Annotated in this window: 23 protein-coding genes and 1 pseudogene; 16 read left to right on the top strand and 8 right to left on the bottom strand. The window is 64.9% G+C overall.

What is annotated here, in order from left to right; translation table 11 throughout:
• The first annotated feature begins 130 nt into the window (after nt 1–130).
• The 5 genes from WK25_RS08445 (at nt 131) to WK25_RS08425 (ending at nt 4962) form a co-directional block, all read left to right on the top strand.
• Nucleotides 131–1411: an MFS transporter gene (locus WK25_RS08445; RefSeq protein ID WP_069241418.1), complete on the top strand. Its 1281-nt coding sequence runs from the start codon at nt 131–133 to the stop codon at nt 1409–1411.
• A gap of 5 nt (nt 1412–1416) precedes the next feature.
• A complete protein-coding gene (locus WK25_RS08440) occupies nt 1417–2382 on the top strand; it encodes an NAD(P)-dependent oxidoreductase (RefSeq protein WP_069241962.1) in 966 nt (321 codons plus the stop codon).
• 317 nt (nt 2383–2699) lie between these two features.
• Entirely contained in the window at nt 2700–3743 is a 1044-nt protein-coding gene (locus WK25_RS08435) for a LacI family DNA-binding transcriptional regulator (RefSeq protein WP_040144956.1), read from the top strand.
• 55 nt (nt 3744–3798) lie between these two features.
• A complete protein-coding gene (locus WK25_RS08430) occupies nt 3799–4587 on the top strand; it encodes a YhfC family intramembrane metalloprotease (RefSeq protein WP_069241417.1) in 789 nt (262 codons plus the stop codon).
• A 12-nt stretch (nt 4588–4599) separates the two neighbouring features.
• Nucleotides 4600–4962, top strand: coding sequence for a DUF3022 domain-containing protein (locus WK25_RS08425; RefSeq protein ID WP_069241416.1), 363 nt, complete (start codon nt 4600–4602; stop codon nt 4960–4962).
• Nucleotides 4963–4986: 24 nt separating this feature from the next.
• Here WK25_RS08425 and WK25_RS08420 read toward each other — a convergent pair whose 3' ends face one another.
• The 3 genes from WK25_RS08420 to WK25_RS08410 all read right to left on the bottom strand — a co-directional run bounded on the left by WK25_RS08420 (nt 4987) and on the right by WK25_RS08410 (nt 7330).
• Nucleotides 4987–5418, bottom strand: a complete 432-nt coding sequence (locus WK25_RS08420) for a PGDYG domain-containing protein (RefSeq protein WP_040144223.1) — start codon at nt 5416–5418, stop codon at nt 4987–4989.
• Nucleotides 5419–5548: 130 nt separating this feature from the next.
• The gene (locus tag WK25_RS08415) at nt 5549–6088 is read right to left on the bottom strand and encodes a Spy/CpxP family protein refolding chaperone (RefSeq protein WP_040144222.1); all 540 of its coding nucleotides are present in this window, start codon (nt 6086–6088) and stop codon (nt 5549–5551) included.
• Between the two features lie 36 nt (nt 6089–6124).
• Nucleotides 6125–7330: an IS110-like element ISBma3 family transposase gene (locus WK25_RS08410; RefSeq protein WP_069240966.1), complete on the bottom strand. Its 1206-nt coding sequence runs from the start codon at nt 7328–7330 to the stop codon at nt 6125–6127.
• Nucleotides 7331–7860: 530 nt separating this feature from the next.
• On the opposite strand from WK25_RS08410, the gene WK25_RS08405 reads away from it, so the two are divergent.
• Together WK25_RS08405 and WK25_RS08400 are read left to right on the top strand one after the other, a co-directional pair.
• Nucleotides 7861–8325 (top strand): Lrp/AsnC family transcriptional regulator, encoded by a 465-nt coding sequence (locus WK25_RS08405; protein ID WP_006481526.1) that lies wholly within the window; start codon nt 7861–7863, stop codon nt 8323–8325.
• A 431-nt stretch (nt 8326–8756) separates the two neighbouring features.
• Nucleotides 8757–9857, top strand: a complete 1101-nt coding sequence (locus WK25_RS08400; protein ID WP_040144221.1) for a saccharopine dehydrogenase family protein — start codon at nt 8757–8759, stop codon at nt 9855–9857.
• A 131-nt stretch (nt 9858–9988) separates the two neighbouring features.
• On the opposite strand, the gene WK25_RS08395 is transcribed toward WK25_RS08400, so the two are convergent.
• Nucleotides 9989–10615 (bottom strand): AAA family ATPase, encoded by a 627-nt coding sequence (locus tag WK25_RS08395; RefSeq protein ID WP_069241415.1) that lies wholly within the window; start codon nt 10613–10615, stop codon nt 9989–9991.
• Nucleotides 10612–10758: a cytochrome bd-I oxidase subunit CydX gene (gene cydX, locus WK25_RS08390; RefSeq protein ID WP_040144219.1), complete on the bottom strand. Its 147-nt coding sequence runs from the start codon at nt 10756–10758 to the stop codon at nt 10612–10614. The genes WK25_RS08395 and cydX overlap by 4 nt, the downstream gene beginning before the upstream one ends.
• 179 nt (nt 10759–10937) lie before the next feature.
• On the opposite strand from cydX, the gene corA reads away from it, so the two are divergent.
• Nucleotides 10938–11915, top strand: a complete 978-nt coding sequence (corA, locus tag WK25_RS08385; RefSeq protein ID WP_040144218.1) for a magnesium/cobalt transporter CorA — start codon at nt 10938–10940, stop codon at nt 11913–11915.
• 2 nt (nt 11916–11917) lie between these two features.
• On the opposite strand, the gene WK25_RS08380 is transcribed toward corA, so the two are convergent.
• The gene (locus WK25_RS08380; RefSeq protein WP_040144217.1) at nt 11918–12205 is read right to left on the bottom strand and encodes a YciI-like protein; all 288 of its coding nucleotides are present in this window, start codon (nt 12203–12205) and stop codon (nt 11918–11920) included.
• Nucleotides 12206–12682: 477 nt separating this feature from the next.
• Here WK25_RS08380 and WK25_RS08375 point away from each other — a divergent pair, with 477 nt between their 5' ends.
• The 4 genes and pseudogenes from WK25_RS08375 (at nt 12683) to WK25_RS08360 (ending at nt 16864) form a co-directional block, all read left to right on the top strand.
• A complete protein-coding gene (locus WK25_RS08375) occupies nt 12683–13171 on the top strand; it encodes an aminoacyl-tRNA deacylase (RefSeq protein ID WP_040144216.1) in 489 nt (162 codons plus the stop codon).
• A gap of 281 nt (nt 13172–13452) precedes the next feature.
• Entirely contained in the window at nt 13453–14991 is a 1539-nt protein-coding gene (locus WK25_RS08370) for an IS3 family transposase (protein WP_069241414.1), read from the top strand.
• A 97-nt stretch (nt 14992–15088) separates the two neighbouring features.
• A pseudogene (locus WK25_RS08365) lies at nt 15089–15572 on the top strand (helix-turn-helix domain-containing protein); the annotation flags it as partial.
• Nucleotides 15573–16156: 584 nt separating this feature from the next.
• Entirely contained in the window at nt 16157–16864 is a 708-nt protein-coding gene (locus WK25_RS08360) for an SDR family NAD(P)-dependent oxidoreductase (protein WP_069241413.1), read from the top strand.
• A 93-nt stretch (nt 16865–16957) separates the two neighbouring features.
• Here the strand turns inward: WK25_RS08360 and WK25_RS08355 are convergent, their stop codons facing one another.
• On the bottom strand, nt 16958–17890 hold the full coding sequence (locus WK25_RS08355; protein WP_069241412.1) for a LysR family transcriptional regulator: 933 nt from the start codon (nt 17888–17890) through the stop codon (nt 16958–16960).
• Between the two features lie 289 nt (nt 17891–18179).
• On the opposite strand from WK25_RS08355, the gene WK25_RS08350 reads away from it, so the two are divergent.
• The 4 genes from WK25_RS08350 (at nt 18180) to WK25_RS08335 (ending at nt 20152) form a co-directional block, all read left to right on the top strand.
• Nucleotides 18180–18644 carry a RidA family protein gene (locus WK25_RS08350; RefSeq protein WP_040144213.1) on the top strand — a complete coding sequence of 155 codons (465 nt, stop codon included), beginning with the start codon at nt 18180–18182 and terminating at the stop codon, nt 18642–18644.
• A gap of 287 nt (nt 18645–18931) precedes the next feature.
• Nucleotides 18932–19351 carry an organic hydroperoxide resistance protein gene (locus tag WK25_RS08345; RefSeq protein ID WP_040144212.1) on the top strand — a complete coding sequence of 140 codons (420 nt, stop codon included), beginning with the start codon at nt 18932–18934 and terminating at the stop codon, nt 19349–19351.
• Nucleotides 19352–19416: 65 nt separating this feature from the next.
• Nucleotides 19417–19749, top strand: coding sequence for a DUF4148 domain-containing protein (locus WK25_RS08340; RefSeq protein WP_069241961.1), 333 nt, complete (start codon nt 19417–19419; stop codon nt 19747–19749).
• Between the two features lie 73 nt (nt 19750–19822).
• Nucleotides 19823–20152: a DUF4148 domain-containing protein gene (locus WK25_RS08335; RefSeq protein WP_069241411.1), complete on the top strand. Its 330-nt coding sequence runs from the start codon at nt 19823–19825 to the stop codon at nt 20150–20152.
• A 1043-nt stretch (nt 20153–21195) separates the two neighbouring features.
• On the opposite strand, the gene WK25_RS08330 is transcribed toward WK25_RS08335, so the two are convergent.
• Nucleotides 21196–21651 (bottom strand): MarR family winged helix-turn-helix transcriptional regulator, encoded by a 456-nt coding sequence (locus WK25_RS08330; RefSeq protein ID WP_040144954.1) that lies wholly within the window; start codon nt 21649–21651, stop codon nt 21196–21198.
• Nucleotides 21652–21678 lie beyond the last annotated feature (27 nt).

Raw genomic sequence — 21678 nt, 5'->3', positions numbered from 1 at the left:
CGTGCTTCGTGCACGAGTTTGCATGAGGCCGGATTCGGCGCCATTGCGCCGACGCCGGCCGATTCCCAAAGGACGGGAGCGGAGCCGGGCGTTCGACCCGCCCACTCCGATCACCCAAGGAGACATTCAGATGGCAGCCAATCTCGCAGCCCGACGCTGGTGGACGATCATGCCGATCGTCTTCATTACCTACAGCCTCGCTTACCTCGACCGCGCGAACTACGGGTTCGCGGCAGCGGCCGGCATCAATCAGGATCTCGGTATCAGCAAGGGTCTGTCGTCGCTGATCGGCGCGCTGTTTTTCCTCGGCTATTTCTTCTTCCAGATTCCGGGCGCGATCTATGCGGAACGCCGCAGCGTGAAGAAGCTCGTGTTCGCGAGCCTCGTGCTGTGGGGCGCGTGCGCGGCGCTCACCGGCGTGGTCACCAATATCCCGTCGCTGATGGCGATCCGCTTCGTGCTCGGCGTGGTCGAGGCGGCCGTGATGCCGGCGATGCTGATCTACATCAGCAACTGGTTCACGAAGAACGAGCGCTCGCGCGCGAACACATTCCTGATTCTCGGCAACCCGGTGACCGTGCTGTGGATGTCGATCGTGTCGGGCTATCTCGTGCACGAATTCGGCTGGCGCCACATGTTCGTCGCCGAAGGCGTGCCGGCCGTCATCTGGGCCGTGTGCTGGTGGTTCCTCGTGCAGGACAAGCCGGCCGACTCGCCGTGGCTCACCGCACAGGAAAAGCGCGATCTCGACGCCGCGCTCGCGGCCGAACAGGCGGCGATCAAGCCGGTGCGCAACTACGCGGAGGCGTTCCGGTCGCCGGCCGTGATCAAGCTGTGCGCGCAGTACTTCTGCTGGAGCATCGGCGTGTACGGCTTCGTGCTGTGGCTGCCGTCCATCGTCAAGAACGGTTCCGAGCTCGGGATGGTCGCGACCGGCTGGCTGTCCGCATTGCCGTACCTCGCGGCGACGATCGCGATGCTGGCCGCGTCGTGGGCGTCCGACAAGGTCGGCTCGCGTCGCGGCTTCGTGTGGCCGTTCCTGCTGGTCGGCGCGGCCGCGTTCGCCGCCTCGTACGCGCTCGGCTCGTCGCATTTCTGGATCTCGTACGCGCTGCTGGTCGTCGCGGGCGCCGCGATGTACGCACCGTACGGCCCGTTCTTCGCGATCGTGCCGGAACTGCTGCCGAAGAACGTCGCCGGCGGCGCGATGGCGCTGATCAACAGCATGGGCGCGCTCGGCTCGTTCGTCGGCTCGTATTTCGTCGGCTACCTGAACGGGGCGACCGGTTCGCCGCTGGCGTCCTATGCGTTCATGAGCGCCGCGCTGGTGGCCGCGGTGATCCTCACGCTGTCCGTCAAACCCCAGGCCCGCGATGCACACGCGCTCGCGACGCCGTTGCAAGGAAAATGAAAACGATGAAGCTCCGTATCGTCGCGTACAAGCCGCTGCCCGATGACGTCCTCGCGTATCTGCGCGAGCACGCGGAAGTCGTGCAGGCCGACGGCGCCGACGCGCTCGCCGATGCGCTCGGCGACGCCGACGGCGCGATCGGCGCGAGCCTGAAGGTCACGCCGCAGATGCTCGATCGCGCGCCGCGGCTGAAGGCCTGGTCGACGATCTCGGTCGGCTACGACAACTTCGACGTCGCGGATCTCACGCGGCGCGGCATCGTGCTCGCACACACGCCCGACGTGCTGACCGAATCGACGGCCGACACCGTGTTTTCGCTGATCCTCGCGTCCGCGCGGCGCGTGGTCGAGCTGGCGGAGTGGGTGAAGGCGGGGCACTGGCATCGCAGCATCGGCCCCGATCTTTACGGTACCGACGTGCAGGGCAAGACGCTCGGCATCGTCGGGCTCGGGCGGATCGGCGGCGCGGTCGCGCGTCGCGCCGCGCTCGGGTTCCGGATGCGGGTGCTGTACGCGAACCGTTCGGCGCATGCCGAAGCCGAAACGCAGTACGGCGCGCGCCGCGTCACGCTCGACGAACTGCTCGCGCAGTCGGATTTCGTGTGCCTGCAAGTGCCGCTGTCGCCGCAAACGCATCATCTGATCGGCGCGGCCGAACTCGCGAAAATGAAGCGCGGCGCGATCCTGATCAATGCGTCGCGCGGGCCGGTGGTCGACGAGGCCGCGCTGATCGAGGCGCTGCGCGCCGGTACGATCCGCGGCGCGGGCCTCGACGTGTTCGAAAAGGAGCCGCTCGCAGCCGATTCGCCGCTGCTGCGGATGAGCAACGTCGTCGCGTTGCCGCATATCGGCTCGGCAACGCACGAGACGCGCCACGCGATGGCGCGCTGCGCCGCGGAAAACCTGGTCGGCGCGCTCGCCGGCACGCTGCGCACGAACGTGGTCAATCCGGACGCGCTCGTGCACGCATGAACGGCGACTGACGGCGGCGCCGGTTCGCCGGTGCGGTTAGAGTCGACGATCTTGGTGCGGGAGCGCTGGCTGCGTTATGATCGCCCGCTCGTCGCATCGACGAATCGGCCTTGCGGCCGGCGGCCACGGGCATCGATGCCGGCGCTGGCGCCGGGCGGTCTCGGGCGGTCTCAGGCGGCCGGGACGGGCGCGAACGCGCCGGCGCGGGTCGGCTGCGAAGCATGGGGCCGGCGGCGTCCGCCGGGTGGTTTTCGTATCCAACAACAATGGTCCGTCCGCGCGCAAAGCGGCGCGGATCGTACGTCGCGAGGCACCACTTGAGCGATTCGCAACCTTCCACGCAGCGTCCGGCGACGATCAGCGACGTCGCACGCGAAGCCGGCACGGGCAAGACCAGCGTTTCGCGCTATCTGAACGGCGAGACGCACGTGCTGTCCGCCGATCTGCGCCAGCGGATCGAGGCGGCGATCGCGCGCCTGAACTACCGGCCGAACCAGATGGCGCGAGGGCTGAAGCGCGGCCGCAACCGGCTGCTCGGCATGCTCGCGGCCGACCTCACCAACCCGTATACCGTCGAAGTGCTGCAGGGCGTCGAGGCCGCGTGCCACGCGCTCGGCTACATGCCGCTCATCTGCCACGCGGCGAACGAGGTCGAGATGGAGCGGCGCTTCCTGCAGCTGCTCACGACGTACCGCGTCGAAGGGCTGATCGTCAACGCGCTCGGCGCCGACGAAGACGTGCTGCGCCCGCTGCGCGGCGCGGGCATCCCGGCCGTGCTTGTCGACCGCACGGTCGAGGGCTTCGAGGCCGACCTGATCGGGCTCGACAACACCGACGCGATCGAGACGGCGCTCGCGCATCTCGTCGCGCGCGGATTCGATGCAATCCATTTCGTCGTGCAGCCATTCGAGCGCGTCAGTTCGCGGCGCCTGCGCGAAGTCGCGTTCCGTGCGGCGCTCGCCGCGCGGGGCCTGCCGGTGCCGCCGACGATCGTGCTGGACCTCGACGAACCTGCGGCGGCGGCCGCCGCACTGGCCGATCTCGACGTGCGCGTCGACGACGCGCTGCGGCGCGGCGTGCGCGCGGCGCTGTTCGCCGCGAATGCGCCGGTCGCGCTCGCGATCGCGCGTCACCTGCGCGCGCGGTTCGGCGCCGCGTGGCAGGACAAGGCCGCGCTGCTGTCGATCGACGATCCGGAGTGGGCCGAGCTGATCGGGATCACGACGATCCGCCAGCCGACCTACGAAATCGGCTACAAGGCCGTCGAATTCGTGCACGAGCGCATCGACGGCGCGGCCGGCGACGTGCGCGTCGCGATGCTGCCGGGCGAGCTGATCGCGCGCGCGTCGACCGCAAGCTGAGTATCATTCGGGGCACGCAGCGCGTCGGGTGCGCTGCTTCGAACCAAGGAAATACATGACTGTCGCCCCCGTCACGCTGGCGGTGCTGATCGCCGCCACGCTGATCATCGCGCTACTGCCGTTCGTTCTCTTCCGTACCCTGCGCAAGCCGCTTGCACTCGACCGCCGCGACACGATCGTCGGCGTCGCCGTCTTCACGCTGTTCGCGATGATCGTCGAACGCGCATTCCATGGCCTCGTACTGAGCCAGACGCCCGCCGGCGGCTGGCTCACGCGGCCGCTCGCGTTTGTCGCATACAGCGCGCTCGCGACCGCCGTGTTCGAGGAACTCGGCCGCTATCTCGGGATGCGCTTCCTGAAGCGTCGTTACGGCGCACCGGCCGGCGACAGCCGCGGCATCGGTTACGGGCTCGGTCATGCGGGCGCCGAAGCGTGGTTCGTTGGCGTGCTCGTGTGGGGCCAGTGGTCGTATCTCGCGTGGATCGCGAGCCGCGGGCAGCTCGACGCGCAGCTCGCGGACCTGCCGGGCGACACCGTCGTGCGCTTGCACGTGATGCTCGCGACGCTGTCGGCGCAGTCGATGCTGTTGCTGCTGATCGAGCGTTGCGCGTCATTCGCCGTGCAGCTGGCGCTGTCGGTGCTCGTCTGGCGCGGCGTGCGCGCCGGCCGCGCGGGCGTGCTGCCGCTCGCGATCGTGCTGCATGCGCTCGCGGTCGCGCCGGCGCTGCTGTATCAGGTGCGCGTGCTGCCGGCAGGCGCGCTCGAGGCGGTGTATTTCGTGCTGGCCGCGGTCCTTGCCGCCGTGCTGGTGAAGGCGTGCCGGCCGCAGCGTGCGGCGGCCTGACGGAGAGACGGAATGGACGATTATCTGATCGAATGCCAGAGCGTGGAGTTCGATGCGCTCGCGCGCGTGATCTGCGACCTCTTTCCGGAGCAGACGCGCTTCACCGAAAGCAGCGACGAGCGCGGACGGTTCCTGTCCGTGAAATGGCTTGCGATGCGGTTCGGTTCGACGCCGAAGCGGATGACGCTCGACATCCGGATCGTGCCGGCCGCGCTGGCGCGCTATCTGGCGCTGCGGCCGATGCAGCGCGCGCGCAGTCATGCGGTGCTGCATGCATACACCGAAGCAATGCTCGGCTCGCTCGAGGAGCGGCACGCGGCGGGCGAGGCCGTCGAGCGCGATGCGGAACTCGAACTCGACGAAGACTTTGCATGAGCGCTGTTGCCGGCGCGCCGTGTGTTAAGCGTCGCGATAAACCTGCGCGAAGCGCTGCGCCTGTACGACGCCATAGTCGCCGGGCGCATATTGCATGACCCAGTCGCCGGCGACGCCGCGCAGCGTGTCGCCGTTTTCCGAGCGCGCGATCGTGAACGGCTCGTCCATCCGGCGAGCGAGCACGACGGCCGGCCGGTTCCGGTACGCGCCTGCCGTGCCGTGCGCGAGCGCCGGATCGGCGGGCACGTACTTCGCGTCGAAGCGTGCGCGCGACACGACCCAGCGGTCGCCGGTCGACCCGGTGATCAGTGCGTCGCCCGCGACATAGCGGTTCGGGCCTTCCAGGCTCATCAGTTCGCCGTCGGCATCCGCGAATGCGACCGTGACGGTTTCGTCCTTCACGACGCGACGGGCCTGCGGATCGGTACGCAGATCGAGGTGCTTGAGTTCGAGCATGGCGGGGGATGTGCGGGAAAAGCCGGGAGCTTATCCCGAATTCGGCGCGCCGTGTGACGCGCCGAATTCCCGCCGGATGCGCGGCGCCGGTTTTGCCCGTGCGGGCAGCGCGGCGCCGGCGGGGCGGAGGTCAGGGTTGCGCGGGTGCGCTCGCGGCCGGCGCGGCTGCTGCCTTGCCATCCTTTCCGGCTTTGCCCTTGCCGCGGCGTTCGCCGCCGTGGTGCAGCCAGCTGCGGAACGTCGTGTCGGCCAGCGCCTTCTGGTCGGCAGGGAAGCTGTCGTAGAGCGGCGCGAACGCGTCGGCGAGCTTCTTCGCGCCGTCCGCATTCGCTTGCGCGAGTTCCGCGTACTGCTTCATGTCGTCGACTGCGGACACGTTGCGGCTTTCCATCCGCTCGCGATACAGGCGACCCATCGTGTCGCCGTTCGCGCGCATCGTGTCGGCGAACGTCTTCCACTGAGGTTCCTGCGCCGGCGTGATCTTCAACTGGTCGTGCAGGTACTTGATGCGTTGCTCGATGCGCGCTTCGTGGCGCGCGGCGCGTTGTTCGGCGCTCGGTGCCGATGCGGCGGGCGCAGCCTGCGCCGGCGGCGGAGTTTGCGGCTGGGTCTGCGCGAACGCGCCGGCTGTCACGGCGAGCATCGCAAGGGTGAGCGAGATTTTCTTCATGATGGGCTCTCCGGGGGGGTGCCCCTATGTGTTTCGTCAAGCGTTAGGGGCTGACTTGGGTTGGTAAATGGTGCCGTCGCGCAGCATGGCGAACAGAACGTCGCAGCGTCGCCGCGCGAGCGCGATGAGCGCTTGGTTATGACGCTTGCCTTGCTGGATCTTGCGCGAGTAATAGGCCCGTGAGACTGGGTCCCGCAAGGCCGCGAAGGCGGATAGGAACAAGGCGCGCTTGAGCACCTTGTTGCCGCGTCTGGATGGATGTTCACCGCGTATCGATGAACCTGAGCGTCGGGTAACCGGCGCGAGGCCGGCGTAGGCCGCCAGATGCGCAGCCGAAGCGAACGCCTTATGGGCGACCTCGGTCAGGAGTCTGGCGGCGGTCCTGACGCCGACTCCCGGCATGCTGGTCAGGACCGGCCAAAGAGGGTGAGCAAGCACCAGTCGTTCCACTTCGACAGCGACCTCGTCGCGCTGCTGACGCAAGGCTGCAAGCTGCTGGGCTAAACGGGGCATGACGATGGTGGCGGCTTGCGTGCCGGGCACGGTCACGGCTTGTTCGCTCAGTGCCTGAACGATTTCGGCCGCTAGGCCTTTGCCCATGCGCGGAGCGAGCTTGGTCAGGCGATTGGCGAGCGTCTTCTCGCCGGTGCCGGCAAGCGCGGCGGGCGACGGATAGCGCTCAAGCAGATCGAGTACCGCTGGATGGTCAAGGCGCGGTCCGAGAACACGCTCGAGCGCCGGATGGATCTGGGTAAGCAGGCCGCGAATGCGGTTGCTGGTTTGCGTGACCTGAGCGGCGAGGTCGTCATCGAAGCCGCAGAGCATGGTGAGTTCGGCGAGTTGCTCGTCGGCCAGTCGAAGCGAGCGCAGCGTATGCGGCATCGATCGAGCGGCTTCGGCGATGATCGCGGCGTCGCGGGCATCGGTCTTGGCTTCGCCGGCGTGCAAATCAGCGATGCGGCGCATGGCCAGTCCGGGCAGATAGGCGACGAGTACGCCTTCAGCGCGGGCGACGGCTACAGGAAGCGCGCCGATGGTGGAAGGCTGATCGACGACGAACAGCAGTCGACCGTGAGTCTTGAGTTCGGCGATGAGGGCGCGCAGCTTGGCCTCGTCGTTGGGTAGCGCCTTGTTGTACAGGCGCTTACCGTTCCGATCGAGTGCCACGGCGTGATGGTGGCCCTTACCGACATCGACGCCGACAAAGACATCGACGGCGTCACGTTGTTGAGTGTCTTGCATCGAAGTTTATGCAGAGTGAACGGATTGGCCTGCAACAACGGTGGCAAGTCTCGGCATCCACGTTACGGACGGCGTCGGGATATCCCGGCCAAACCCCTATCAGCGATCACCAGCCACCCACCAGGCCCGGTGACAACACCCCCCGGATCATGACTGCGACTGGGGGCGAGAACCATGCCGGGCCTGGCTGGCCATAGCCCCGATTATCGAGGCGTGAAGATAGTAACGGGGCGTGCGAGCGGGCGCGGCGGCGACTGCCACGGGCGCGCATCTCGCGTCGCCGTTATTAGTAGCACGTCGGATGCGGCGCGGCAGCGAAAGCGACACTTGCTTACATCCGATACGAATCGAAATCGAAGCGGTAACGCAGCGGGCAGTCGGCCGAACGCCGGATATTGCACGCGCAAGAGGAGGGCGGCGCGCATGCGCAGCCCGTCACGGCGCGCGATGCGGTTGGGGCGCACCGGCGTTCGGCGCTATCATCGCGTCACGTTCCATTTCGCCGGCGCGCTATACGCCGGCCCAGCCTCATGCGCCCACCTCGCCTCGATCAACTCGACGACCTCGACCGGCAACTCGTCGCACTGCTGCAAGCCGATGCGCGCGCAAGCGTCGCCGATCTCGCGCGGCAGCTCGACGTCGCGCGCACGACGGTCGTCGCGCGCATCGCGCGGCTCGAGCGCACGAACGTGATTGCCGGCTACAGCGTGCGGCTCGGCCAGGATGTACTCGATGCGAGCATCTACGCATACGTCGGCATCATTCTCACGCCGAAGTTCGGCAAGGACGTGCTGAGAAAGCTCGACCGGATGCCCGAAGTGCAGCTGCTATGCGCGGTGAGCGGCGAATACGACTATGTCGCGTGGTTGCGCGCCGATTCGCCGGAACGGCTCAACGACCTGCTCGACCAGATCGGCACGCTCGAAGGCGTCGAGCGCACGACGACGTCGATCATCCTGTCGCGCAAGATCGATCGCGGCACGATCGGCGGATGACGCGGCGCCGGCGGCGCGCGTGATGTCGTGATGTCGCGGCGCGGTTCGATTCGCCGCGTCTGCTTGTTCTTCCTTCGTATTCCGTCGACGCTTGCGCACCCGCGTAGCGTTGCTTCGTACAGCAGCGGCGCGTGCGTCGTTGCGGGGCATTCTTGTCGCATGCGTGCGCCCGAGTCCTTCGCATGCGCCGGTGCCGCTTTCCCGTTTCTTTGTGCCTTCCCGTGCGCGCCCGCCGCAGCCCGTTTTCGATACTCCATATACGCGATTTTTAGATGGTTTGGTCGTATCGACGAAATGCGTGGTCATTTCGTCGATTTCTAAGGTCGTTTCGCATCATTCTTCGTCTTGGAACTGATTTTGAGCGTCCGTAAACTGTGTTCATGGCTCGACGCCGTACACCAACACCAAACCCATCATCAGGAGATAAGCGCATGAAAATCGCCATCGTCGGCGCAGGTCTGATCGGCCACACCATTGCTCACATGCTGCGTGAAACCGGCGACTACGAAGTCGTCGCGTTCGATCGCGATGCGGATGCGCTCGCGAAGCTGTCGCGCGAAGGCATCGCGACGCAACGTGTCGATTCCGCCGATGCCAATGCGATCCGCGAAGCCGTGAAGGGCTTCGATGCGCTCGTCAACGCGCTGCCGTACTACCTCGCCGTCAACGTTGCCGCAGCGGCCAAGGCGGCCGGTGTCCATTACTTCGACCTGACCGAAGACGTGCGTGCGACTCACGCGATCCGCGAACTTGCCGACGGTTCGGACCGTGCATTCATGCCGCAATGCGGCCTTGCGCCGGGTTTCATCGGCATTGCCGCGCATGAGCTCGTGAACGGTTTCAGCGAAGTGCGCGACGTGAAGATGCGTGTCGGCGCGCTGCCCGAATATCCGACCAACGCGTTGAAATACAACCTGACGTGGAGCGTCGACGGCCTGATCAACGAATACTGCCAACCGTGCGAAGCGATTCGCGACGGCCGCAAGCAATGGGTGCAGCCGCTCGAAGGCCTCGAACACTTCTCGCTCGACGGCACCGAATACGAAGCGTTCAATACGTCGGGCGGCCTCGGCACGCTGTGCGAGACGCTGTCGGGCAAGGTCGAGACGCTCGACTACAAGTCGGTGCGCTATCCGGGCCACCGCGAGCTCGTGCAGTTCCTGCTCGAAGATCTGCGTCTGTCGAGCGACCGCGACACGCTGAAGTCGATCATGCGCCGCGCGGTGCCGTCGACGAAGCAGGACGTCGTACTCGTGTTCGTCACGGTGACGGGCGTCAAGGACGGCCAGCTGGTGCAGGACGTGTTCACGCGCAAGATCTTCGCGAAGGACGTGTGCGGAATGCACATGAGCGCGATCCAGATCACGACGGCCGGCGCGATGTGCGCGGTGCTGGATCTGTTCCGCGAGAAGAAGCTGCCGCAGAGCGGTTTCATCCCGCAGGAAAAGGTGTCGCTGAAGGCGTTTCTCGCGAACCGCTTCGGCAAGCTTTACGAAGGCGGCACGATGGAGCGCGTGCACGAAGTCGCCTGACGGATCCTGACGGATCCTGACGGATCCTGACGGATTGACGGCACGAGGGCCGCACGACGCCGGGGGCGCTACAGCGCTTCCGGCGTTGTTTTTTTCGCGCGTGGCGAAGTCAGTGGAAGCAGGGTGCCGGCTCAGGCCGGCAGCGGGGGGACGATCGCGGTTCGCACCGCGGGCGGTGCCGGCGGTGCGATGCGGTACAGCAGCGCATCGATGTCCGCATCGGACGGTGCGGTGTTGTCGAACATCACGATGCCGTCGCATTCGTGGCCGGTCGGCACGAAGCGGCGCTGACGGTATTCGTCCCAGTGCGCGAGCTTGTACGCATCGTTCGGATTGCCGCGCGCGACGATCCGCTGATGCGCGACGTCTTCGGACGTATGGACCCACACGACCGTCAACGCGACGTCCGGCCCGACCCCCAGCCATGCGCGGTCGAGAATGCGCCGGTCGCGCACTTCGCGCGACAGCGGGCCGACCACAAGGACGCCGATACCGAGCGCAAGGTTTTCGCGGGCCGTGTCGAGCAGGCCCTGATATTCGGGATCGCGCAGGTGCTTCAGGTAGAGCGGGCTGTCGCGATCGTTCGGATCCGCAGCAAGCGCGCCCATCGCGGCGGCGCTGTAGCGTCCGTAAAGCGTATCCTTGTCGAGCAGGCAGAAGGCTTGGCCGGTTGCCCGCATCAGCGGCCCGATCAGCCGCTTCGCGAGCGTGGTCTTGCCAGTGCCGGCATGACCGCAGAAGAACACCAGGTGTGTCACGAATATCGGCTCCCCGAGCCCTGGCGCGATGCATCACCGCGCTTGTCGCCGCGCGAGAACACTTCCGCCTCCAGCCACATCGCGTTGATGATGCCGAAGCCGAGCGCCACGCCGATGCCGAGTATCCACGAGAAATACCACATGGGTCTGTCTCCCTGATGGTTGCGCCGCACGGCCGTGCCGTGGGCCTGTCGAAGCGATGCCGTGTGCGTGCAGCGGCGCACGCAGCCCGATCATGACCAATATCGGTCCGTCGTGCAAGCCGGGCCGACCGCGCGTCAAACCGGTAAACTGACGCCGAAACGGCAACCTCACGGACAACATGCTGATCAACTGCGCTGCATACCAGGACGGCCGCAAACTGGCCGACATCGATATCGATGCCATCAGCGACTACGTGTCGAAGCCCGAGTGTTTCGTGTGGGTGGCGCTGAAGGACCCGACGCCGGACGAGATCGACCTGATGGGCGAGGAGTTCGGGCTGCACGAGCTCGCGCTCGAGGATGCCCGCAAGGGCCATCAGCGCCCGAAGATCGAGGAGTACGGCGATTCGCTGTTCGCGGTGCTGCATACGGTCGAGCTCGATGACGACGACGAATTCAAGGTCGGCGAACTGAACCTGTTCGTCGGGCCGAACTACGTGCTGTCGATCCGCAACCATACGGAACAGGATTTCCGCGAGGTGCGCAAGCGATGCGAGCGCGAACCGCATCTGCTGCAGGAAGGCTCCGCGTTCGTGTTTTATGCGTTGATGGATCAGGTCGTCGATCGTTACTTCCCGATTCTGGAGACGCTCGGCGCCGAGCTTGAGGAACTCGAGGACCGCATCTTCACGAAGGCCACGCCCGCGTCGTCGCGCGCGATCATCGAAGATCTGTATTCGCTGAAACGCAGGCTCGTGATGCTGTATCAGCATACGGCGCCGCTGATCGAGCCGCTCGCGAAGCTGACGGGCGGACGCATCCCGCAGGTGTGCAGCGGCATGGATCACTATTTCCGCGACGTGTACGACCATCTGCAGCGGATCGTGAAGACGATCGAAGGGCGGCGCGAGATGGTCGTGACCGCGATCCAGGTGAACCTCGGGATGATCTCGCTTGCCGAGAACGAGGTGACCAAGCGGCTCGGCTCGTTCGCGGCGCTGTTCGCGATTCCGACGATGATCGCGGGCATCTACGGGATGAACTTCGCGAACATGCCCGAGTTGCACCTGAAGTACGGCTTCTACGGCTGCATCGCGGTGATGGCCGTGGCCGACCTCGCGCTGTGGTGGCGGTTCAAGCGGGCAGGGTGGCTGTAGGCCTAGCCCGGTGCATGCTTGCCGACCACGACGCGCCACGGCCGCACACGCCAGGATTTGACGAGGCCGTTCTGAACGTAGGGATCGGCGCGCGCGAACGATTCGGCGGCTTCCGGCGAATCGCCCTCGAACACGAGCACGGCCTGGTCGGCCGGGTCCTGCAGTGCGCCTGCGAGCACGAGCTCGCCGCGTTCGGTCGCCGCGCGGGCGAGCGCGAGGTGCTGCGCGCGGTATTGTTCCCGCCGGGCGAGGTAATCGTCGACGAGTTCGTAGATCAACTGATAGTGCATGGTCGCTCGCTCCTCGAATCGGCCGCCGCGTGATCGCGTGCGGTCGCTTTGGTATCTGGCTCAGTATAGGGCGCGGTACGGGTTTTGTCGGGCGTGGGTCGAGGTGGTCCCGGCGATCTGGCTTGCCGGCCGGTTGAAACCGACGCGCGATCTTCCCGTCTACGCGCCCCTTTTAACGCAACTAACGGTCTAAGAAAAATTCGACTTTGCATTGGTTGGGGTTGTCGCACAGCAATAGACGCAATGAGCGCCTCGAATCTTTGTCTACAGGAACGACAGGATTCGCAAGCGTATTGCTGCGCGGGCTTCATATGCCGACAGTGCGGTTGCCGCGTTGTCGGAAAAACGACTGGTGACGGGTAACGGGCCGCTTTGGTTGGCGCTGCGAGAGGGTATTTCCATCGGTCGAAATGCGACCTATGCTGAACGAATCCGGAGCGAGGTTGGTTCGCTCGATTCGTCGACACGAGGTGCGCCATGTCTGTGTCAGCCACCCTGCAGGATTGCCTGCGCAAGAAGTCATCGCGGTACGAAGTCGTGTATCACCCGTATAGCCATACCAGCATGGAGACGGCCGCCGCCGCGCATATTCCCGGCGACCGCCTGGCGAAAACCGTGCTGCTCGAAGACGACGAAGGCTATGTCGCCGCCGTACTGCCGACGTCGCATGCAGTGCGGCTGTCGGACCTATGGGTCAAGACCGGCCGCCATCTCGTGCTCGCAAAGGAAATGGAGCTGCGCGAGCTGTTCAAGGACTGCGACATGGGCGCTTTGCCGCCGGTATGCATGGCGTACGGAATGAAGACGTTCCTCGAGGAACAGCTCGCCCAACAGCCGGAAGTGTATTTCGAGGCCGGCGACCACGAAGCGCTGATCCACATGACGCAGGACGAATTCCTGTCACTGATGGAAACAGCCGAGCGTGCGCATTTCTCGCACAAAATGCAGGGAATGTGGGTTTCCTGATTGCGTTGGTGCGGTTTGTTTGCCGTAAATGGGACGGCGTCTTATGGGCGCCGTCGCGGAGCATTGCGGCTGGCGATTTTGTGGTTGCGGGCCGTGAAATCGCGGCTGGTGCAGGCGCGGTGGCCGGTGTCGGGTAAGGTGCTGGCCGCAGATCCAAGTTGTTTTCGATCGAATCTTGTATTTGACATAATCATAGTTATCACCGGTCACGATGTAGGTCCCAAGTTCAGATGTCGCGTTTGGGGGTGCGGCGGAATTCTTGGACTATCAGGAGCTAGTCCATGTACTCATACGAAGAACGCATCCGAGCAGTCAAGCTCTACTTGAAGCTTGGAAAGCGCCTTACCGCGACCGTTCGTCAACTTGGCTATCCAACAACGAAATCGCTCGAACGCTGGTATCAGATGTACGAGCGATGTCTGGACTTGCCGAAGAAACGTATCTGCCTGAGGCCGCGCTATTCGGTGGAACAAAAGCAGGCGGCCACGGACCACTTTATGACCCATGGCCAGTGTCTGGCAGCAACGACGAAGGCCTTGGGGTATCCGGGACGCGGGACGCTCGTCACATGGCTTGATGAGCTGCATCCTGAGCGAAAGAAACGCGTCCTCGGTAAGGCTTCGGGTATTCGGCATACACCAGAGCTCAGGCAAACAGCGGTCATCGATCTGTGCACTCGACGAGGAAGCGCAGACGAAGTTGCCAAAAAGATTGGCGTGAGCCGCCCAACGTTGTACAACTGGAGAACTCGGTTACTCGGTCAGGAGGCTGTTTCAACCATGACACGCCGCAACGATTCGCCTCAGAGCTCCGAGAAGGCGACGCTGGAGCAGCAGGTCGAATCACTCCGACGAGACATCCGAAAGCTCCAGATCGAACACGACATCCTGAAGAAGGCCAACGAAATATTAAAAAAAGGCCTGGGCATCAACCCGCAACTCCTGACGAATCGGGAGAAGACAGCGCTGGTTGATGCCCTGAAACAGACCTACACGCTATCGGAGCTTTTTGCCCAATTGGGGCTCGCACGCAGCTCCTACTTCTACCACCGGGCACGGATACAAACTGCCGACAAGTATGCTGGCGTACGCCGTGCCATCGCAGACATCTTTGAGCTGAATCACCGCTGCTACGGATATCGTCGAGTCCGCGCTGCACTGGGCAGGCAGAAGGTCTTCATCTCGGAGAAGGTCGTTCGGCGGTTGATGAAGCAGGAGCAGCTAAGCGCAGCCACAACGAGGCGACGTCGATACGGATCCTATGCCGGGGAAATAGGTCCGGCTCCAGAAAACCTGATCAATCGGGATTTCCGGGCCGCAGCACCGAATGAAAAATGGCTCACAGACATCACGGAGTTCCAGATTCCTGCCGGTAAAGTCTATCTGTCTCCGGTCATTGATTGCTTCGATGGACTGGTGATCAGCTGGTCGATCGGTACGCGCCCCGACGCCGAGCTTGTAAATACGATGCTCGATGCCGCCATCGAAGCAATTGGAAGTAGCAACAGCCGGCCTGTGGTCCATTCAGATCGCGGCGCGCACTATCGCTGGCCAGGTTGGCTTACTCGGATACGCAAGGCCAATCTGACGCGCTCAATGTCGCGCAAGGGGTGCTCGCCCGATAACGCGGCGTGCGAAGGTTTCTTTGGACGGCTGAAGACGGAACTGTTTTACCCTCGAGACTGGCAGACCGTCAGCACCGACCAATTCATTGCGGTCGTTGACTCGTACATTCGCTGGTACAACGAGAAACGGATCAAGATCTCGCTTGGTGCACGCAGTCCGATCGAATACCGAGCAAGCCTCGGGCTGACCACATAAACCAGTCCAAGAATTCCGCCGCACCCCCTTTCCGCTAAATAAAAATGTCGTGTTTTGGCCTGTAGGTTGATCGCCTGCACCCTTGGGAGCGCCGGCGATGAACGCGACTGGGACGATCACCATGACGATGCGTGAAGTGGATCGGCTGAAGGTCATCGAGGCTGTAGCCGAGTGTCGGCTCAAGCCTGGGCAGGCGGCCGAACGGCTGAAGTTGAGCGTGCGGCAGATTGAGCGTCTGGTATTGCGCTATCGCGCGGCCGGCGTGGCCGGATTGGTGTCAGGCAAGCGTGGGCGCCCGAGCAATCATCAGTTGCCGGCTGGAAAGGCGCAGCGGGCGCTGGCATTGATCCGCGAGCGCTACGCCGATTTCGGGCCGACGCCGGCGTGCGAGAAGCTCTGGGAGTGCCACGGCATTCGGCTGGCCAAGGAGACGGTGAGGAAGTCAATGACGGAGGCCGAGTTATGGATTCCGCGTCGGCAACGACCGCCCAAGATCTATCAGCCACGAGCGCGCCGGGCGGTGCCTCGGTGAACTGATTCGAGTCGACGGCAGCGACCATTGGTGGTTCGAGGAACGGGCGCGCCGGTCCCAGGTACCCCCTCGCCGACATCTGCGCGAATCCGGGCGAGCACCGTCGGGACGTCTCTCCTCGTATGGGCTGGATTGTGCGGGTGTTGACCACGTTCGGCGTGAAGGAACGCGCCGCCAGCGCACATGCATGCGGTCACGACCCTGTCCGTTCTGCGCGGGAATGTCAGGTCGGCGCGTTTTCATACTTCCGAGTTTGTATGTAGAACGAGTCTATTGTGATAAGAAAAGTTATCCAGATAACATTGATAAACATCGAAAATGCTCGATCCAAGACCGCGACAACCAGCGCGGCGCGCCTGCGTTCCGGGACGATAAACCGCCCGATTCTGCGCGATTCAGCGCATGCCTCGAACCCGCTCGCCGACCTCATGCGCGGCGCCGTTATCCAGTTTCCACAAGCGCAGTACCGCCACCGCCATTCCGTCGCTTCCCCGATTTGTTCCCGCGACGCAAGAGTGTTGGTCCACGGTGGGTGTTCGAACTCCGGCGCGACGCGCCTAGAGTCTCGTCCATCGGATCCATCGATCCGGGCGGCACTGAAAGCCGAAAACCATTCACCTGTCGAGGCATGTCATGAGCACTTCCAAAGTCATCATCGTTACCGGCGCATCCCAAGGCATCGGCGCGGAAACGGTCAGCGCATTTCGCGCGCACGGCCATCGGATCGTCGCGGTGTCACGTTCGATCGGACCGTCGGACGATCCGGATCTCGTCACCGTCGCGGGCGACATCGGCGATCCGGCCGTCGCCCGGCGCGTGGTCGACACCGCGCTCCAGCGCTTCGGCCGTGTCGACACGCTCGTCAACAACGCGGGCATTTTCATCGCGAAACCATTCACGCAGTACACCGCGGACGACTATGCGGCCGTCACGCGCGTGAACCTGGACGGCTTCTTTCACGTCACGCAGCAGGCCATTGCCGCGATGCAGCGCACCGGCGGCGGACACGTGGTCAGCATCACGACGAGCCTCGTCGATCACGCGAACAGCAGCGTGCCGTCGGTGCTCGCGTCGCTGACGAAAGGCGGGCTCAATGCGGCGACGAAGTCGCTCGCGATCGAGTATGCGAAGGCGGGAATTCGTGTGAACGCCGTGTCGCCCGGCATCATCAAGTCGCCGATGCACGCGCCCGACACGCACGCGACGCTCGCGTCGCTGCATCCGGTGGGCCGGATGGGCGAGATGAGCGACATCGTCGGCGCGATCCTGTATCTCGATTCGGCGCCGTTCGTCACCGGCGAGATCCTGCACGTGGACGGCGGCCAGAGCGCCGGGCACTGAACGACGCGTGGCGAACATGGGCGGGCGCCGGTACCCGAGTCGCCCGCCCTCACCTTTCCCCTGCGCCGCTGCCGGCTTGCCCGAATGTGCGAGCTAGCGCGCGCGCTGCGCCGGCGCCTGCTCCAGCCGTTCGATGAGGAAATCGACGAACACGCGCACGCGCGACGACAGAAAGCGCGCATGCGGATACAGCAGCATGAACGGTCTCGACCGGCCGCCATGGTCGGACAATACTTCCGTGAGCACGCCGTCCCGCAGATCGCGCTCGACAATGAATCGATAGGTCTGGAACAGGCCCGCGCCGCTGCGCGCGAGCGTGACGCCGGCGAGGACGTCGCCCGACGTGCCATAGCCGCCGGTCGTCATGACGTCGATCTCGGCGGCCCCGTCGCTGAACAGCCAAGGGATCGGCCGGCCGCTGCTCGGCAGCTCGAACTGGATGCATTCGTGCGCGTGCAGATCGTCGACGGCGCGTGGCACGCCGGCCCGCTTCAGATAGCCGGGCGTCGCAACGACTACGAGTTCGGCGTCTTCGAGCTTGCGCGCGATCAGGCCCGAATCCGCAGGCGCACGGCCGCGGATCGCGAGGTCGAAGCCCTCTTCCGCGAAGTCGATGTTGCGATTGCTCAGGTGCGTTTCGACGCGTACGTCCGGATATCGCTCGCGAAACGCCGGCAGCAGCGGCAGCACACGATAGTGGCCGTAAGGTGTCGGCATGCTGATGCGCAGCACGCCGGCCGGTGTGGCCTGCTGGCCGGTCGCTTCGCGTTCCGCGTCGACGAGTTGCGCCAGCGCGTCGCGGCATTGTTCGAAGTAGCGCCGCCCGGAATCGGTCAGGCGGATCTGTCGCGTCGTGCGTACGAACAGACGCACGCCCAGCCGCTCCTCGAGTCGCGCGACCGATCGGCTCACCGCGGCCGGCGTGACGCTCGCCGCGTTTGCCGCCAGCGTGAAGCTGCCAAGTTCGGCCGCGAGGCAGAACAGCTCGATGCTGCCGAGCAGCAGGTCGTCGAATTTTCTTTGCATGGGGTGGCTCCTGCCCTCTCGGTGGCGTTCGTCGCGGGCCGCCGAAGCAGCGAGTGTGCATCAATCCCGAACGCGAAGCCAGTGTGCGCGTGCGCGCGGCGAATGGCTCCGCGGGCAGGCATTTGCGCCGCTTCATGTCGCGTGCGATTCGTTACATCGCGTGTCGACTCAATTGCGCGAACGATATTTACCGGCCTGGGCCGCGTCACTACAGTGACTGACGGAGGCCGCGCGAGCGACGCTGGCGCGCGGCGGCCGGTCCATCGAACTTCCGAAAAAGGAACACGTCATGACGATCGAACAAACGCTTGCCGAACTCGGCTTCGCGCTCCCCGAACCGCCGCAACCGCTCGGCAGCTATACGGCCGTCAGCGAAGCCGGCAACCTGTTGTTCGTTTCCGGACAACTGCCGCTCGTCGACGGCAAACTCGCTTATACGGGCCGCGTGGGCGAACGGCTGAGCATAGAGGACGGACGGCACGCGGCGCAGCTCGCTGCGTTGAACGTGCTCGCGCAGATCAGGAAGCATCTCGGCGGGTTCGATCGCCTGCATCACATCGTGCGGGTCGAGGGCCACGTCGCGTCGGCCGACGGCTTCTACGGTCAGCCGGCCGTGCTCGACGGCGCATCCGACCTGCTCGCCGCGGCGCTGGGCGAGCGGGCCGGACACGCACGTTCGGCGTTTTCCCAGCGGCAGTTGCCGGCCGATGCGACCGTGATCCTGGTCGTGATCGCCGAAATCCGCCCGGCCTGAGGATGGCGAATGGCCGCCGCGTCCGATCGGCGGTTACGAGGCCGTAACGGCGGCGGCTGCCCTCTCACCGCCCGGGATTTCGGTTTTCCCCGATTTTCGAATACTAGGGATAGACCGCGTGAGCGCCTTTATGGACAAGGCTGAGGGCGATCCAGATACATTGAAATACAAAATATCGCATGCGATTTAATCGAATGCGCTTGACGCCGCGTCTCGTCGCGACCAAACTGCATCGCATGCGATCGAATCGCATCTGAGAAAAACCTTCCTACATGACGGAGTGAACGATGAGCAAGATCGAAAAAGTGCTGTACACGGGCAAGACGCACACGACTTCCGGTGGTCGCGACGGCGCGGCGCGCAGTTCCGACGGTCGGCTCGACATCCAGCTGTCGTCGCCGGGCAGTGCCGGCACCGGCACGAATCCGGAGCAACTGTTCGCGGCCGGCTGGTCGGCCTGCTTCATCGGCGCGATGCAGCTTGCGGCGCGGGCGGCGAAGGTCACGCTTCCGGCCGATCTCGCGGTCGACGCCGAAGTCGATCTCGGCATGGGCGGCAACGCGTACTTCCTGCAGGCTCGCCTGAATGTGAGCGTGCCGGGCGTCGAGCGCGACGTCGTGCAGCACATCGTCGACACCGCGCATCAGACCTGCCCGTACTCGAAGGCGACGCGCGGCAACATCGACGTCGAGATCCGCATCGTCTGAATGCGGCGTCCGGCGGCCAGCGCCGCCTTCCCGAATGTTCTGTCCATATCCAGCCGAGGTGAATGATGAAAACCCAACTGATCGCCGCCGTTCTCGTTGCCGTGTCCGCTGCTGTTGCCGCGCCGGCTTTTGCCGTTGAAACCGTCGTGACGCGTGCGCAAGTGCATGCGGAGCTCGTCCAGCTCCAGCAAGCCGGATACGTGCCCGGCCGCGCGAACGATCCGCATTATCCGGACGACCTGCAAGCCGCGCTGGCGCGCATTCGCACGACGGGCGCCGTCGCAACCGACACGGCGACGTCCACGGCCGGTTACGGCAACGACGCGGCAGCCGCCACACAATCGGGCAGTCGTCGTGCGACGCACATCGCCGAGCGCTCGATTTACTTCGGTCATTGAACGACGCCGCGATCGGCGCCGATTGCCGGCGTGCAATACACAACCCTGAATGCTCCCCCTTACTGCGAGGTGAATGATGAAAACCCAACTGATCGCTGCTCTTCTCGTTGCCGCATCCGCCGCTGTTGCCGCACCGGCATTCGCAAGCGAAAGCACGGTGACGCGCGCGCAGGTGCGCGCGGAGCTCGCCGCACTCCAGCAAGCCGGCTATCTGCCGAATCGCCCGAACGATCCCAACTATCCGGACAATCTGCAGGCCGCGCTGAAGCGCGTTCGCGATAACGGAACGGCAGTCGCCGATGCCGACGCATCGGGCTACGGCAGCAACGCAGAAGGCACGATGCAGTCCGGCAGCCGCGTGGCGATGCGCACGGCCGAGCGCTCGATCTACTTCGGTCATTGAACGCCGCGTCGAAGCCGTCGGCGCCGCCCATCAAATAAAGCGCATGCGATGTAATCGCGTGCGCTTTTTGTTTGTGTGCCATCGGTATCGACGATTGCGTCCATCCTGCCTGCCCGATAGTGTGCAACCAACGATCGGACGATGCGGGAAGCGGCGACGTCGCACGAAGATGGCGGAGCGCATCCGCTCGCAACGCGATCTGCATGCGCTCGCCGGCGAGCAGCATCGCTTTGCGCTCGGCGACGAACACGCGCGGCGGTTTCCTCCGGCGCTTGCGCCGTTTGCGGGCCGGGCCGGCCGCAGCCCGGCCGCTTTCGACGCGTAGCGTGAACCGATTGACGCATCCGGACCGGCGGCGTCGGTCTCGCCGGACGAGATTGCGGCGCCGCCCCGCTCTTTCGTGGTCTGGCGGGCGATGCGCCACCAGCTGCTCTGGCAGCAAGCGCTCGACGGCGCGCCGGCACGCGCGTTCGAGCATGTGCGGCTCACGGAAGCGACCGTGCCGGAGATGCCTGGACCGATCGCAACGTCGGAACCGCGCCCGTTCGGCCCGCGCACGGTCGAATCCGGCGGCTGGCCATATCGGCGTGCGCCGGCAAGGCCGGCTCGTCACGATGGCCGGCGAGCGGCTGAGAGCCGGCGGCTATACGGAGATCGGCGCTGTTTGCGTGGATGCTGCGTTTCGCGGGTCAGGCGCTCGCGGCAGGACTGATTCGGGCGCTGATCGCGACGGTCCGGGCGCACGGCGAAATGCCGTACCGCACGTGCTCACATCGAAGCACGCCGCGATCGACCTATCGCGCACTCGGTTTCGTGCTGCGCCGCGACATGCATCTGCAGGCGCCGGGCGCGAGGATGCCGGCGCAGACGGGCTGCACGGCGCACCGTGACGGCCACGCCGCCGCTACGCGGTGCTCGTGGCGGCAACAAAGGAGAAAGCAGCCGGGAAAAACGCAGGAAGAACGCGCGGGAGCGGGACCAAATTTGCGGGCCGGCCGCCGACGACCGCGTCGCCGGCCCGAGATCGGCGTTTCGTGTACGGGCTACTCGTCAATCGAATCGATCAAGTTGCCGCGCAGCGTGACGATCGCCTTCTGCATCTTCGCGAATTCGTCGGGCTTGAGCCCGGTGGCCTCGACGAGATTCATGTCGAGCCCCTTCTCGCGCACGCGACGACCGCTTTTCGTCAGACTCACGCGCACCTGGCGCTCGTCCGACGGATCGCGGTGCCGCTCCAGATACCCCATCGCCTCGAGCTTCTTCAGGATCGGCGTCAGCGTGTTCGATTCGAGGAACAGCTTTTCGCCGAGCTGGCCGACCGTCTGGCTGCCCTCCTCCCACAGCGCAATGATCGTGATGTATTGCGTGTACGTAAGGCCGAGCTCCTCGAGGATCGGCTTGTACGCCTTGCCGAACGCGAGGTTCGTCGAGTAGATCGCAAAACACAAAAACTCGGACAGTTTCGGCGTGGCCGGCGATTGAGCTTGGGTCGGTTTCATCAGCATTCCTCCATCGACCCTGGATCG

Source organism: Burkholderia latens (assembly GCF_001718795.1).
In the GTDB taxonomy this organism is placed as follows: Bacteria; Pseudomonadota; Gammaproteobacteria; order Burkholderiales; family Burkholderiaceae; genus Burkholderia; species Burkholderia latens_A.
The sequence above is the reverse complement of the archived record's forward strand: the minus strand, read 5'-3'. Positions and strand labels throughout refer to the sequence as shown.